Annotated in this window: 11 protein-coding genes; 8 read left to right on the top strand and 3 right to left on the bottom strand. The window is 62.7% G+C overall.

What is annotated here, in order from left to right; all coding sequences use genetic code 11:
• Positions 1 to 126 precede the first annotated feature (126 nt).
• Positions 127 to 387 carry a hypothetical protein gene (locus NKI38_RS11300; RefSeq protein ID WP_109668284.1) on the bottom strand — a complete coding sequence of 87 codons (261 nt, stop codon included), beginning with the start codon at positions 385 to 387 and terminating at the stop codon, positions 127 to 129.
• Positions 388 to 566: 179 nt separating this feature from the next.
• Here NKI38_RS11300 and NKI38_RS11295 point away from each other — a divergent pair, with 179 nt between their 5' ends.
• From NKI38_RS11295 to NKI38_RS11275, 5 genes are all read left to right on the top strand, one after another.
• A complete protein-coding gene (locus NKI38_RS11295; RefSeq protein WP_352657443.1) occupies positions 567 to 4,415 on the top strand; it encodes a hydantoinase B/oxoprolinase family protein in 3,849 nt (1,282 codons plus the stop codon).
• A gap of 22 nt (positions 4,416 to 4,437) precedes the next feature.
• On the top strand, positions 4,438 to 5,736 hold the full coding sequence (locus NKI38_RS11290; protein ID WP_352657440.1) for a BtaA family protein: 1,299 nt from the start codon (positions 4,438 to 4,440) through the stop codon (positions 5,734 to 5,736).
• A complete protein-coding gene (locus NKI38_RS11285) occupies positions 5,733 to 6,416 on the top strand; it encodes a class I SAM-dependent methyltransferase (protein ID WP_352657437.1) in 684 nt (227 codons plus the stop codon). The genes NKI38_RS11290 and NKI38_RS11285 overlap by 4 nt, the downstream gene beginning before the upstream one ends.
• 105 nt (positions 6,417 to 6,521) lie before the next feature.
• Positions 6,522 to 6,818 carry a type II toxin-antitoxin system RelE/ParE family toxin gene (locus tag NKI38_RS11280; RefSeq protein WP_352657435.1) on the top strand — a complete coding sequence of 99 codons (297 nt, stop codon included), beginning with the start codon at positions 6,522 to 6,524 and terminating at the stop codon, positions 6,816 to 6,818.
• Between the two features lie 9 nt (positions 6,819 to 6,827).
• Entirely contained in the window at positions 6,828 to 7,136 is a 309-nt protein-coding gene (locus tag NKI38_RS11275) for a HigA family addiction module antitoxin (RefSeq protein ID WP_352657432.1), read from the top strand.
• Positions 7,137 to 7,157: 21 nt separating this feature from the next.
• On the opposite strand, the gene NKI38_RS11270 is transcribed toward NKI38_RS11275, so the two are convergent.
• Positions 7,158 to 8,537 (bottom strand): serine hydrolase domain-containing protein, encoded by a 1,380-nt coding sequence (locus NKI38_RS11270; protein ID WP_352657430.1) that lies wholly within the window; start codon positions 8,535 to 8,537, stop codon positions 7,158 to 7,160.
• Positions 8,538 to 8,813: 276 nt separating this feature from the next.
• Between NKI38_RS11270 and NKI38_RS11265 the strand changes: the two genes are divergently transcribed.
• Together NKI38_RS11265 and NKI38_RS11260 are read left to right on the top strand one after the other, a co-directional pair.
• Complete coding sequence (locus NKI38_RS11265) at positions 8,814 to 9,614, top strand: glycoside hydrolase family 25 protein (protein ID WP_352657427.1); 801 nt, start codon at positions 8,814 to 8,816, stop codon at positions 9,612 to 9,614.
• A 306-nt stretch (positions 9,615 to 9,920) separates the two neighbouring features.
• On the top strand, positions 9,921 to 11,102 hold the full coding sequence (locus tag NKI38_RS11260) for a lytic murein transglycosylase (protein WP_352657424.1): 1,182 nt from the start codon (positions 9,921 to 9,923) through the stop codon (positions 11,100 to 11,102).
• Between the two features lie 111 nt (positions 11,103 to 11,213).
• Here NKI38_RS11260 and NKI38_RS11255 read toward each other — a convergent pair whose 3' ends face one another.
• A complete protein-coding gene (locus NKI38_RS11255) occupies positions 11,214 to 12,434 on the bottom strand; it encodes an alanine racemase (RefSeq protein WP_352657421.1) in 1,221 nt (406 codons plus the stop codon).
• 207 nt (positions 12,435 to 12,641) lie between these two features.
• Here NKI38_RS11255 and NKI38_RS11250 point away from each other — a divergent pair, with 207 nt between their 5' ends.
• Positions 12,642 to 13,559: a DMT family transporter gene (locus NKI38_RS11250; protein WP_352657418.1), complete on the top strand. Its 918-nt coding sequence runs from the start codon at positions 12,642 to 12,644 to the stop codon at positions 13,557 to 13,559.
• The last annotated feature ends 371 nt before the right edge of the window (positions 13,560 to 13,930 follow it).

The following is a 13,930-nucleotide window of genomic DNA, read 5'->3' as shown; positions in this document are numbered from 1 at the left end:
GCAGGCTTCGGCACGACAAACTGGCCCGACGTTGACGCGGGATGTGCCCGCGGCGCTCGGACAGAATGAGAAAGGCCGACGTGAGCCGGCCTTTCTCATTCATCACACGAAGTACTGCGTTACTGACTACTGCGCGGGCGCAGGAGCTGGTGTTGCCGGAGCCGGCTCGGCAGGCTTCTCGGGTGTGATGCTCTTCGTGGTCGAATTATCGGTAGCCGGAGGCGTGGCGGCCGGTGGTGTTGCTTCCGGCGTAGCCGGCTTCATCGGCTGTTCGGCGGCCGGCGGGTTGGTGCTCTGGGTGGTAGTGTTATCCGTACCGCTGTCGCTGCAGGCGGCAACGCCAAGCAAGGCCAACGCGGAAACGGACGCGAGAATGAGCTTTTTCATAGTTTCTCTCCTTCAACACACGTTCACGTTGCGGTGAACGGTCGAAAGGAAAATGCATCAGACAGCCATCAGTTTCGTAACGTTGCGTGTCCGCATGTAACATCATGCGCATGGCCGTTGCCGGCCAAGCCATTGCGAATTAACAGATTGCATCGACAAAATTGCCGGGAGCATGCCGCATGACCGCGAAGTGGGATTTCTGGATCGACCGCGGCGGTACATTCACCGACGTTATCGGCAAAGATCGGGAAGGCGGGCTGCATCCCCGCAAGCTACTTTCCGAAAATCCCGGAGCCTATACCGATGCCGCCATCCAGGGCATTCGCGATCTTCTCGGCCTGTCCTCCGGCGACGCGATCCCACCCGGCCTGATCGGCGACATCAAGATGGGCACCACGGTCGCCACCAATGCGCTGCTGGAGCGCAAGGGCGACCGCGTGCTTTTGCTCATCACCAAGGGCTTTCGCGATGCGCTGAAGATCGCCTATCAGGCGCGCCCGGACATCTTCGCCAAGGAGATCATCCTTCCCGAACAACTTTACGAGCGCGTCATCGAGGTCAACGAGCGTGTGCGCGCCGATGGCCGCGTCGAACAATTGCTCGACATCGCCGCCTGCCGGCCGGCGATCGAACAGGCGAAAGCCGATGGCATCGATGCCGTGGCCATCGTCTTCATGCATGCCTGGAAATATCCCGATCATGAGAAGGCGGTGGCAAAAGTCTGCCGCAAACTTGGTTTCGCCCAAGTCTCGGTCAGCCATGAGGTCTCGCCGCTGATCAAGCTGGTCGGCCGCGGCGACACCACGGTGGTCGACGCCTATCTGTCGCCGATCCTGTCGAGATATGTGCAAAGGGTGGGCCAAGAGCTCGGCGTCCTCTCCCCCCTCGAGGGGGAGATGGCCGCAAAGCGGCCAGAGGGGGTCCTAACAGAAGGCACCGCCGATGCGTCGAACCCGGTCGATCCGACCCCACCCGGCGGCTTTGCCGCCACCCTCCCCTCGAGGGGGAGGGAAAGCCCTCATCTCATGTTCATGATGTCGTCCGGCGGACTGACCGCCGCCGACATGTTCCAGGGCAAGGACGCGCTGCTCTCCGGTCCGGCCGGCGGCGTCGTCGGCATGGTCGAGACGGCCAGCCTCGCCGGCTTCGACAAGGTCATCGGCTTCGACATGGGCGGCACATCCACCGACGTCGCCCATTATGACGGCGAGTATGAGCGCGCCTTCGACACCGAGGCCGCCGGCGTGCGCATCCGCGCGCCGATGATGCGCATCCACACCGTCGCCGCTGGCGGCGGCTCGATCCTGCATTACGAGGCCGGCCGCTTCCGGGCCGGACCCGACTCGGCTGGCGCCAATCCCGGCCCGGCCGCCTACCGGCGCGGCGGCCCGCTCGCCGTCACCGACGCCAATGTCATGCTGGGCAAGCTGCAGCCCGATTTCTTCCCGGCCATTTTCGGACCCGGCCAGGACCAGCCGCTCGATGTCGGGACGGTGCGGGCAAAATTCGCCGAACTGGCGGCTGAAATCGGCGATGGCCGCACGCCCGAGGCTGTTGCCGAAGGGTTCGTCACCATCGCCGTTGAGAACATGGCCAACGCCATCAAGAAGATCTCCGTCCAGCGTGGCTATGACGTCACCGAATATCTCTTGAACTGCTTCGGTGGCGCCGGCGGCCAGCACGCGTGCCTGGTTGCCGACGCGCTCGGCATGGAGGCCGTGCTGATCCATCCCTTCTCCGGCCTGCTCTCGGCCTATGGCATCGGCCTGTCCTCGGTCTTTGCCTCGCGCCAGCAGGCGCTTCTGAAACCGCTTGCCGAAGAGTCCAGGACGGAGATCGGCAACCTCATTGCCACCTTGAAAAAAGCCGTCATCGCCGAACTCGCAGTACAAGGCATCGCCGAGGATGCGGTTGCCGCGAAGCCGGTGCTGCACATTCGTTATGACGGCACCGACACGACACTGCCGGTGAATTTCGAGGAAGACTCGATTTTCCAGGCCAGGCGCGATTTCGAAATCGCCCACAAAGCACAGTTCGGTTTCGTCTACGACGACAAGCCGATGATCGTCGAGACCGTCGGCGTCGAAGGCACCGACACCGGCGGCACCGGCCGCGACGAAAGTGAATCGCAAATCGAAGACCTTGCCGTAAGCCCTTCGCAAACCCGCGAAATCTTCACCGAGGGCGAGTGGCGTGCTTCAGGCATCTTCCGGCGCGAGGCGCTGAAGCCGGGAAACAGGGTTGCAGGTCCAGCCTTGATCATCGAGCCGAACCAGACAATCGTCATCGAGCCGGGTTGGCAGGCCGAAATCACCGCCAGGAACCATGTGCTGCTGCGCCGCGTCGAGAAAAAGCGCCGGCAGGCAGCGCTCGGCACCGAGGCCGACCCGGTCATGCTGGAGGTCTTCAACAACCTGTTCATGTCGATTGCCGAACAGATGGGCGTGACGCTGCAGAACACCGCCTATTCGGTCAACATCAAAGAAAGGCTGGATTTCTCCTGTGCCGTCTTCGACCGCACCGGCGCACTGGTCGCCAATGCGCCGCACATGCCGGTGCATCTGGGCTCGATGGACCGTTCGGTCGAAACCATCATCCGGTTGAATTCCGGCGACATCCACCCCGGCGACGTCTTTGCCCTCAACGCCCCCTACAATGGCGGCACGCATTTGCCAGACATCACGGTGGTGACGCCGGTGTTTTCCCTCCCCCTCGAGGGGAGGGTGGCCGCGCAGCGGCCGGGTGGGGTCCTCTCAGAAGGCACCGCCAGAACGTCGAGCACTGCCGCACCGACCCCCTCCGCCTCAAGGGGGGAGGAAATCCTCTTCTGGGCCGCGTCACGCGGCCATCATGCGGATATTGGCGGCACGGCACCCGGTTCGATGACGCCGCTTGCCACCACCGTCGACGAGGAAGGCGTGCTGTTCGACAATTTCCGCATCGTCGATCGTGGCCGTTTCCGCGAGAAGGAGCTGGAAACGCTGCTCACCGACCACCGCTACCCGGCCCGCAACCCGCACCAGAACATCGCCGACCTCAAGGCGCAGATCGCCGCCAACGAGAAGGGCGTCGCCGAACTGCGCAAGATGGTGGCGCATTTCGGCCTCGATGTCGTCGAGGCCTATATGGGCCATGTCCAGGACAATGCCGCCGAAAGCGTGCGCCGCGTGCTGGAGCGGCTGCCCGACAGTTCGCAGTATGAATATCCGACCGACACCGGCCAGGTCATCAAGGTGAAGATCACGGTCGATCGGCAGAAACGCGAGGCAACCGTCGACTTCACCGGCACGTCGTCGGTCATGAACAACAATTTCAACGCGCCCGAGCCGGTCGCCCGCGCGGCCGTGCTCTATGCCTTCCGCGTCATGGTTGAGGACATGATCCCGATGAATGCCGGTTGCCTGCGGCCCATCAACATCATCATTCCCGACGGCTGCATGCTGAAACCCGCCTACCCCGCCGCCGTCGTCGCCGGCAATGTCGAGACCTCGCAGCACGTCACCAACGCGCTGTTCGGCGCCATGGGCGCCATGGCCAACGCGCAAGGCACGATGAACAACCTCACCTTCGGCAACAAGCAATATCAATATTACGAGACGATCTGTTCCGGCTCGCCCGCCGGCCAGATGAACTCCGGCCGCGGCTTTGCCGGCACCTCCGGGGTTCACACCCACATGACCAATTCGCGCCTCACCGATCCGGAAGTGCTGGAGTTGCGCTTTCCCGTACTGCTCGAGGATTTTCACATTCGGGAAGGTTCCGGCGGCAAGGGCAAATGGAGCGCCGGCGACGGCACCAAGCGCACCATCCGCTTCCTCGAAAAGATGGAATGCGCGATCCTGTCCTCGCACCGCAACCGCCCGCCGCGAGGGCTGGATGGCGGCGGCGATGGCGAGGTCGGCTCGACCAAGATCCGCCGCAAGGACGGAACCATTGAAATCCTCAAGGCCTGCGACCAGACCGTGCTTCAGCCGGGCGAAGCCGTCATTCTGACGACGCCAACGCCGGGCGGATTTGGCAAACTGTAAGGAGGCGTGTCACCGGCTTGTCATGACCCTGGGCTACCCGCTTGCGGCAAAGCAAATGGGGAATCATCTTGCCATGACGGACGTCTCCGCAGATCTGGTTTTTCGCCGCGGCAAGGAAGTTGGGAAGGCTGTCTACCAGAACCGTCCGCTGTCGAAGGCAGGTATTTCGGAGCGGTTGTTCGCCTTCCTGTTTTCCGGCCTCGTCTATCCGCAGATATGGGAAGACCCCGATGTCGACATGGAGGCGATGCAGCTTGGCCAGGGTCACCGCGTCGTCACCATAGCCTCGGGCGGCTGCAACATCCTGGCCTACCTCACCCGCTCGCCGGCGCGGGTCGATGCCGTCGACCTCAACGCCGCCCACATCGCGCTGAACCGCATGAAGCTGGAGGCGGTGCGCCACCTGCCTTCGCAAGGCGACCTGTTCCGCTTCTTCGGCGCTACCGACACCAGCCACAACTCGAAAGCCTACGACCGTTTCATCGCGCCGCATCTCGATCCCGTCAGCCGTCACTACTGGGGGCGCCGCAACTGGCGCGGTATCAGGCGCATCGCCGTCTTCGACCACAATTTCTACCAGACCGGCTTGCTTGGCCTGTTCATCGCCATGGGCCATCGCACGGCAAAATTCTTCGGCATCGACCCAGCCGGTATCATGCAGGCTCGCAACCTAGGCGAGCAGCGCCGTTTCTTCCATGAGGAGCTGGCGCCGGTCTTCGACAAGAAGCTTTTGAAATGGGCGACGTCGCGCAAGGCCTCGCTGTTCGGCCTCGGCATTCCGCCGGCGCAGTACGATTCGCTGATCACCTCGGGCGACGGCACCATGGCCAGTGTGCTGAAGGCCCGGCTGGAAAAGCTCGCTTGCGATTTTCCGCTGGAGAATAACTACTTCGCCTGGCAGGCCTTCGCCCGGCGCTATCCGAACCCCGGCGAGGCCGCCCTGCCCGCCTATCTGGAAAAGCAGAACTACGAGACCATTCGCGGCAATGTCGACCGCGTCGCCATCCACCATGCCAATTTGATCGAATTCCTTGCCGGCAAGGATGCGGGCGCGGTCGACCGCTTCGTCCTGCTCGACGCACAGGACTGGATGACCGATGAACAGCTCAACGCACTGTGGGCGGAAATCACCCGCACCGCCTCAGTCGGCGCCCGCGTCATCTTCCGCACCGCCGCTGAGCCCAGCCTGTTGCCGGGCCGGGTCTCCAGCTCGCTGCTCGACCAGTGGGCCTATCAGGACGAGGCGTCGCGCGAATTCTCGGCCCGCGACCGCTCGGCCATCTATGGCGGCTTCCACCTCTATGTGAAGCACGCGGCATGAGCACGACCGAGCTGCCGGCCAGCCCAGAATTCGAGGCAAACCATGCCGAGCTGATGGACGGCGTCTACCGCTGGCAGCGCCATATCTACGACCTGACCCGCAAATACTACCTGCTCGGTCGCGACCGGCTGATATCGGGGCTCGACGTGCCTGTCGGTGGCACCCTGCTTGAGCTCGGCTGCGGCACCGGCCGCAACATCATCCTGGCTGCCCGTCGTTATCCCGACGCTCGCTTCTTCGGCCTCGATATTTCGGCCGAAATGCTGGAGACGGCAGGCAAGGCGATCGACCGCGAAGGCCTGTCCAGCCGCGTCACGCTGGCACGAGGCGATGCCACCGACTTCGATGCAAAGGCACTCTTCGGCATCGAGCGGTTCGACCGCATCTTCGTGTCCTATTCGCTGTCGATGATCCCCGGCTGGGAAAAAACCGTATCGGCGGCCCTTGCCGCGCTGTCACCGACCGGCTCGCTGCACATCGTCGACTTCGGCCAGCAGGAGGGCCTGCCGGGCTGGTTCCGCGCGTTGCTGCGCGGCTGGCTGAAAAAATTCCACGTCGCGCCACGTGCTTCGCTACGCGAGGTCCTGGAATCGGAATCTCGGCGAACCGGCGCAAGCTTCCGTTTCCGCACGCTTTATCGTGGCTATGCCTGGCTGGCGGTAATCAAGATGGCCCTCTGAATATTGCCGGGGAAGGCATGTAGGCAGCAGCCGCAAGCAGCTGGATCTACATTTGCCATGTGACCGTGAGAGCGGTACAGTATCTCACATGTATGGAAGCATGTGATGATCGTCGGCTTTAGGGACGAATGGCTGCGAGCCTTCTTTGTAGAAGACACCCATTCTCGAAACATTCCGTCCGATCTCGAAAGCCGTTTGTTCCGCAAGCTCCAAATGATTGACGACGCGATGATCGATCAGGATTTGCGAGTACCGCCCAGCAATCACTTCGAGAAGCTGCGCGGCAACCTCGAAGGCTTCCATTCGATACGCGTCAACAAGCAATGGCGGTTGATCTTCCACTGGGACGGTGGCCGCGGTGAGGCGTCGAGCATCTATCTCGACGACCACAGCTATAAATGAGGTGAGAACATGTTGATGACCGCACGAAAGCCAGCAACGGTTGGCGAAATTCTCACAGAAGAATTCATGCAACCGCTTGGCCTTACGCAGGCAGCTTTGGCCGAGGCGATGGGGGTCCAGCGCAAACATGTCAACGAATTGTGCAACGACCGCCGCAACGTGACGGCGGCGACCGCGCTTATTCTGGCACGAGTGTTCGGCAACAGCCCGGATTTCTGGTTGAACGTCCAGCGCCGCAGCGACCTCTGGCAGGTCATGAACTCGCCCGACGAGCGGGCGCGGATTGATCGCGCCAAGCCTTTGGCGACAGCAGCATAGTAAGAGTTGCGGCACGCTAATCTAATGCAGCGCCTTCAAAAGCGCTCCCACCATCGTCTGCGGCCGGTAGCCGAGCTTGGCCGGCGTCAGCCCCAGCCGCACCACCACCAGTTGCTCCGAGGGAATGATGGCGACCGTCTGCCCGTCATGGCCTTCCATCCAGTAGGTGTCCTTGGGCAGTCCGGCGGCAACGCCGGCGCCAGGGTTTTCCTCATCGCCCGGGGCCTCGATCCACAGCTGGCCCTTGCCGTAGACTTTCGACGCCGATGCCGGTTCCCGCATCCAATCGACGAATCCTGCAGGCAGGATCTGGTTGCCGTTCCACACCCCGCTTTGCAGCAGGAACTGGCCGAAACGCGCCCAGTCATGCGCCGTGGCGTAGAGATAGGAAGAGCCGACGAAGGTGCCCTGCTCGTCGGTCTCAAGCACCGCACTGTGCATGCCGAGCGGTTCGAACAGCGCCGTGCGCGGCCACGTCAGCGCCTTGGCCTTATCGCCGATCGCGTCCTGCCAGAGGCGCGACAGCATCACCGCCGTGCCGCTCGAATAGGAAAACACCTTGCCGACCTCGGCCGCTAGAGGCTTTGATTCGGCAAAGCCCGCCATGTCAGGCTCGAGATAGAGCATGCGCGTGACGTCGGCGACGTCGCCATAATCCTCGTTGAACTCGAGCCCGCTCGACATCGCCATCATGTCGGCAAGGCTGATGGCAGTGCGGCCGTCCGCCTTCCACGGCCCGAACAGTCCCTTGTCGGTAAAGGCCATCTTGCCGTCCTTGACCAGCGTGCCGACGATGGCGGCGTTCACCGTCTTTGTCATCGACCAGCCGAGCAGCGGCGTCTTGGCGGAAAAGCCGTCGCCATAACGCTCGGCGACGACGCGGCCATTCTTGACCACCACCACGGCGCGCATGCCGCTGCCGGTCAGCGCCGCATCGTCAAGCAGCTTGGCGATCACCGGCTCCTGTGATGCCTCAACCCGCTCGCCTTCCGGCCACAGGTCGCCCATGGTGGCTGCCGACGGCCCCGCTTGGATTGCCGTGCGCCGCGCCTTGCCGGCATCGCCGTCCGGAACCGAAGCGCAGCCGAGCCCATCGCGGGCGACGGCAACGCTCTTGCCGAGGAAGCCAAGCAAGCCTGCGGAGACCGTCCCCCTGTTCTTGTCCACCGAAACCCGCATTAGCCGCAGCAGGGGATGCCCGGGCGCCTGCACGTCGACGGCGAGCACCTCGTTGGCGTCACGACCGGCGATGAAGACGTTCGAACAGACGATCTTGGCCGAGTAGCCGGAGCCGACGCGGATCAATTCGGGCGGCGCGATATAAAGCCAAGCAAAAAGTGCTGCGATCGCCAGCACGATCAGGCCGAGCAGCCATTTGACGATCTTGACGACGATCCGCATTTCTTTACTCCGGGGCCTGCCCGACCTTATGTCATCGATTTGCCGCCATTGCTTCCGCAAATCATGGTGCTTGTCGAGCGCCGTCAACGGATTATCAACCATGATCGGCGATCACAGAGATGCATGTCGCCCAAAAGTGCGCAACGGTTTTGGGGCAACGACATGCGCGAAATGAAGACGCCGGGCGATGCGTGGGGCGATCGTTCGGAGGGGGCCAGACCGGCCATCAGTTCACAGACCCATCAGCGACCGGCTGATTCCGGATTGGAAGTTGTGATGCGCCGTCTTGCGGCTCTTTTCATGCTGACGTTGCTTGCCGCCTGCTCGACCGTGGACGATCTCTCGCCGCTGTCGCCATCCGCGTCGAGCAGCCCGACGCTCGCCGTGCGCGCGCCGCGCTTTGCCGATTCCAAACCGCATGAATGGGAAAGCGGCGCGCCGTGGAGCTACGCCGTCCACGGAACCGATGTCTCCAAATACCAGACCTCGGTCGATTGGCCGGCAGCCAGGGCCGGTGGCATCTCCTTCGCCTTCATCAAGGCGACCGAGGGCGGTGACCGTTTCGACGATTATTTCAACGAGCATTGGGCACGCACGAAGGCCAACGGGATTCCGCGAGCCGCCTATCATTTCTACTACTTCTGCACGCCGGCTGCCGTGCAGGCGCGCTGGTTCATCCGCAACGTCCCTGTCGATCGCTCGGCGATGCCACCGGTTCTCGACATGGAATGGAACCCGCAATCGCCGACCTGCAGGCTGCGTCCCGACGCGGCCACGGTGCGCGCGGAGATGACCACCTTCCTCGAAATCGTCGAACGGCACTACGGCAAGAAGCCGATCATCTACACCTCCGTCGACTTCTTCGACGACAACGAGTTGTCGAGCTTCCGCGGCTACCCCTACTGGCTGCGCTCCGTCGCCGGCCATCCGCGCGAGAAGTATGGCAGCCACCCCTTCACCTTCTGGCAGTATACTGGAACCGGCATCGTTCCAGGCATGACCGGCAAGTCCGATATCAACGTCTTCAACGGCAGCGAAACCGCCTGGAACAAGTGGCTACGGCAGAACACCCGTTGATACCGGGTTCAACGGCAGCGAAGTCGCAGGGAATAAGTGGCTGCGGCAGAACATCCGTTGATACCGGGTCAACGGCAGCGAAGCCGCAGCGAATAAGTGGCTCGGCAGAACACGCATTCACACCGGGAAACGGCAGCGAAGCCGCCCGCAACAAGGGACTGCCGCACAACACCCGTTGACACCGGGCCTGCCGCCTGCTTTTCGACACAGCCAGCGGTAAAGTCTGCAACCGCCGGTACTCCAGAGTTCCGCGCCCAGATGGACGCGCAGGGACGCTCCGGAATTCTGAATGTCGAAAGGAAGCTGATGCGACTGCGTTCTAAAGTCCTCGCGGCTGCGCTCACCCTGTGCGCCACGGCCTTGCCGGCGATGGCGCAGGAATGCGGCGGCGACTTCGAAGCCTGGAAGCAGGGCGTGGCGGTGGAAGCCAAGGCGGCTGGCGTTGGTCCCGTCGGTCTCGACGCGCTGGAGGACGCCACCATCGACGAGAAGGTTCTCGCACGGGACCGCGCCCAGGGCGTCTTCACCCAGACCTTCATCGAATTCTCCAACCGCATGATCTCGGCCTACCGGCTGAAGCAAGGTGCGGCGAACCTGACGAAATACGCCGATGTCTTCGCCCGCGCCGACCAGCAGTTCGGCGTCCAGGCGCCGATCATCGCAGCCTTCTGGGCGCTGGAGACCGATTTCGGCGCCGTGCAGGGCGATTTCCACACACTGAGCGCGCTGGTGACACTCTCGCATGATTGCCGCCGCCCGCAACTGTTTCGGCCGCAGCTGGTGCCGCTTCTGGAACTGATCGATCGCGGTGTGGTGCCGGCCGACGTCAGGGGCGCCTGGGCCGGCGAGATCGGCCAGACGCAGATCCTGCCTTCCGACTATCTGGCCCGCGGTGTCGATGGCGACGGCGATGGCAAGGTCGACCTGCGCGGCAGCGTGCCGGACGTGATCATGACCACCGCCAACAAGGTGCTGTCGCGCGGCTGGAAACGCGACGAGCCCTGGATCCTGGAAGTCCGCGTGCCCGAAGACATGCCGTGGGACCAGACCGGCCGCACCAACAAGCTGCCGCTGTCGCAATGGGCCCAATGGGGCGTCACCAACCCTGACGGCACGCCGCTCATCGACAACGGCCTCAAGGCCGGCCTGGCGCTGCCCATGGGCCGCAAGGGCCCCGCTTTCCTCGCCTATGACAATTTCGACGTCTATCTGGAGTGGAACCAGTCCTTCACCTATGCGCTGACCGCGGCAAATCTCGCCGCCCGGCTGGGGGGAGCAAAACAGTTCGACCCGCGCAATCCCGAGACCGGTCTCGACAGCGGGCAGATGAAGGCTTTGCAGACAAAGCTCGAAGCCAGGGGCTATGATGTCGGCACCGTCGACGGCATCCTCGGCACCAACACCCGCGAAGCCATCCGCAAGGAGCAGATGCGGCTTGGCCTGCCTGTGGATGGCTGGCCGACGCCGGAGCTGTTGGCAAAGCTTTAGCGAATAGCGAATAGCGAATAGCGAATAGCGAATAGCGAATAGCGAATAGAAGGTAGTCCTTCCTCGCTGCTGTCAAATCTTCCCTATTCGCTACTGGCTATTCCCTATTCGCTAGTCCGCCATCGTCTCCAGACTCGCAAACCCCTCCGGTGCGTCGCCCTCGTCGAACGGCGTCGTCACCTCGACGAATGTGTCGGGGTAAAAGCCGTTGAAGCGGGTCCTGAGCGACAGCGAATAGGCGCCGATATGGCCGATCTCGATCCAGTCGCCGGTGTCGACCGTCTCCGGCAGCCAGAACGGCCGTGACAGGATGTCGACGGAATCGCAGGTCGCGCCGCAGACCTTGAACGGCATGATGTTCTTTTCTTCGCCATTGCGCGAGCGGATCGCCGGATCGGGAATGAAACGCGCCGGCAGAGTGATCTTGCCGGTCCATGAATCCGACAGCGATGCCCAGATGCCGTCGTTGATGTAGAGCCGTTTGCCCTTGCGCAGCAGCACCCGCACGATCAGCGACAGGCAGCGCGCCACGATCACCCGGCCTGGCTCCGCCACCAGCGGCATCTGGTCGAACTGGTACTCCTTCAGATCGCCCGACAGCCGCGACATGATCTGGCCGAGCGACGGCATTTCGATCTGCTTGCGGTTGGGATCATGGCCGTATTCGGCGGGGAAACCACCGCCGACGTCGAGCCCGGCAATATCGAAGGTCAGCCGGTTGCGCACCCAGTCGGCGGAGGCAAGCGCCCGCTCGTATGTGTCGGGATCCTCGATCTGGCTGCCGACATGGAAACACAGGCCAACCTTGTAGCCGGTGCGGTTCAGCCGCTCGGCGAGTTCGACGGCATAGGCCGGCCCGGCGCCGAACTTCTTCGACAGTTCGTAGGCGGCATGCCCCTTGGTCTGCACCCGCACGAACACGCTGATCGACCCCGGATCGATGTCGAGTGCCCGCACCACCCGGGTCAGCTTGGTGATCTCGTCCTCATGGTCGAGTGAAATGACGCGGATGCCGTACTTCTCCAGCGCCAGCTTGATGTCCGACTGCGCCTTGACCGGATGCATGTAGAGCATCTCGGCATCGGGAGACACCGCGCGCACGGCGGCGAACTCACCCGGCGAAGCCACGTCGAAAGCCTTGACGCCGGCCTCCACCAGGGTCTTCAGCACGATCTGTTCGCCATTGGTCTTGACCGCATAGGCGGTCTTGCCGGGGAACATGCCCATGAACTGCCTGGCGTCGGCCATCAGCACCTGCGGGCGAAAGCAATAGACCGGATCGTCCGGACGAAGCGCCAGTGCCGCCTCGCGGGCATTTTCGAATCGCTGCATCGACGAATCCTTGACCTAGCCTGCGCACAATTAATCCAAGCTAGCGGCTAATGAAAACAATTCTGTGTCTCGCGGCGCTGACGCCACGGCGTTAGGTCTTGGCGTGAAGGTTTGCCATCATCAGGTTTCGGGTGGCCCTTGTGGCCGAACCCGATATGCGTTGTGCCTGACCGGTTGGCAATTCAGGCCGTCTGGGGGACGTTTCACATGGCGATAGCAACGACATCAACATTACGCGGGCCGATGGTGCTCAGGGATTGGGGGCAGCTCCTGCTGCTCGGTGCGATCTGGGGCGGCTCGTTCTTCTTTGCCCGCATCGCGGTGGCGGAACTTCATCCGCTTGTGCTGGTGCTGTTTCGCGTCGCCATCGCGGCAGTCGCACTGCATATCTATCTCGGCCTACGTGGCCCCTCCTTCCGCCTCGCGCTACCACATGCCGGCCTGTTCTTCCTGCTGGCACTCACCAACAACGTCGTGCCCTTCTCGCTGATCTTTGCCGGCCAGACGGAGCTTGGCGCCGGTGTCGCGTCGGTGCTCAACGCGACGACGCCGTTCTGGACGCTGATCCTCGCCAACGCGCTGACATCGGACGAAAAGCTTTCCTGGAACAAGCTCGCCGGCATTGCGCTCGGCATCGCCGGCACGGCCGTCATGATCGGCCCCGGCCTGCTTGCCGGGCTCGGCGGCCCGGTCTGGGCCAAATTCGCGCTGATCGGCGCTTCACTGTCCTATGGCATCGCCCTGATGGTCGCCCGCCGCTTCAAGGGCGTGCCGTCGCCGGTCATCGCCACCGGGCAATTGACCGCCTCGACCATCATCATGATCCCGATCGTGCTCTTCACCTATGGCCCATCAGGCCTGTTCCTGGCCTCGCCGCCGGTCTGGGCTGCGGTGCTGGCGCTGGCGCTTTTGTCCACCGCCTTCGCCTACATCCTCTATTTCAACCTCGTTGCCTCGGCCGGCGCCACCAACGCTTCGTTGGTCACGCTCATCGTGCCGGCCAGCGCCATGCTGCTCGGCTTCCTGTTTCTTGGCGAGCGGCTCGAACTGTTCGAAATCGGCGGTGTGGTGCTGATCGCGCTCGGCCTCGTCACCATCGACGGGCGACTGTTCGCAAGACGTTAGCCGTGTGTCCAACTGGACGCGCCGTACCGCGAAAGTCGAATTCGACTTTCGCGGTAGCGCTGCCATGACACGACAGAGACACATCACCGCCATAATTTATTCACAGGCCCGAAGCCGGCTTTTGCCGAAGAGTTTCAATGCCTAACGGCAAAAAGCGGGTCGCGAATTTCACAATCACGTCGCAATGCAGCACATTTTCCGCTTGCCTGTGGCATAAATGAACCTAGACTCCTAGGCATAGCTCTTTAAGAGGAGGCTATGTCATGGGACTTACGAGGCCTATCAACGCATTGATGATCTGTGCTGCGTTCGCCTTTATTGGAGCCCTCATTATGGGCTTCCTTCCCTGACCGCCAAAGCGGGGAAGACCA

Origin of the sequence: Mesorhizobium sp. M0621 (assembly GCF_040320745.1) — a bacterium.
Taxonomy (GTDB): domain Bacteria; phylum Pseudomonadota; class Alphaproteobacteria; order Rhizobiales; family Rhizobiaceae; genus Mesorhizobium.
This window is presented reverse-complemented; position numbering and strand designations above follow the sequence as displayed.

Bases quoted from the DNA above. Each gene is read 5' to 3' on its own strand.
- NKI38_RS11295 (WP_352657443.1), top strand. From the start codon at position 567: ATGACCGCGAAGTGGGATTTCTGGATCGACCGCGGCGGTACATTCACC.
- NKI38_RS11255 (WP_352657421.1), bottom strand. From the start codon at position 12,434: ATGCAGCGATTCGAAAATGCCCGCGAGGCGGCACTGGCGCTTCGTCCG.
- NKI38_RS11280 (WP_352657435.1), top strand. From the start codon at position 6,522: ATGATCGTCGGCTTTAGGGACGAATGGCTGCGAGCCTTCTTTGTAGAA.
- NKI38_RS11265 (WP_352657427.1), top strand. From the start codon at position 8,814: ATGCGCCGTCTTGCGGCTCTTTTCATGCTGACGTTGCTTGCCGCCTGC.
- NKI38_RS11250 (WP_352657418.1), top strand. From the start codon at position 12,642: ATGGCGATAGCAACGACATCAACATTACGCGGGCCGATGGTGCTCAGG.
- NKI38_RS11290 (WP_352657440.1), top strand. From the start codon at position 4,438: ATGACCCTGGGCTACCCGCTTGCGGCAAAGCAAATGGGGAATCATCTT.
- NKI38_RS11270 (WP_352657430.1), bottom strand. From the start codon at position 8,537: ATGCGGATCGTCGTCAAGATCGTCAAATGGCTGCTCGGCCTGATCGTG.
- NKI38_RS11275 (WP_352657432.1), top strand. From the start codon at position 6,828: ATGTTGATGACCGCACGAAAGCCAGCAACGGTTGGCGAAATTCTCACA.
- NKI38_RS11260 (WP_352657424.1), top strand. From the start codon at position 9,921: ATGCGACTGCGTTCTAAAGTCCTCGCGGCTGCGCTCACCCTGTGCGCC.
- NKI38_RS11300 (WP_109668284.1), bottom strand. From the start codon at position 387: ATGAAAAAGCTCATTCTCGCGTCCGTTTCCGCGTTGGCCTTGCTTGGC.
- NKI38_RS11285 (WP_352657437.1), top strand. From the start codon at position 5,733: ATGAGCACGACCGAGCTGCCGGCCAGCCCAGAATTCGAGGCAAACCAT.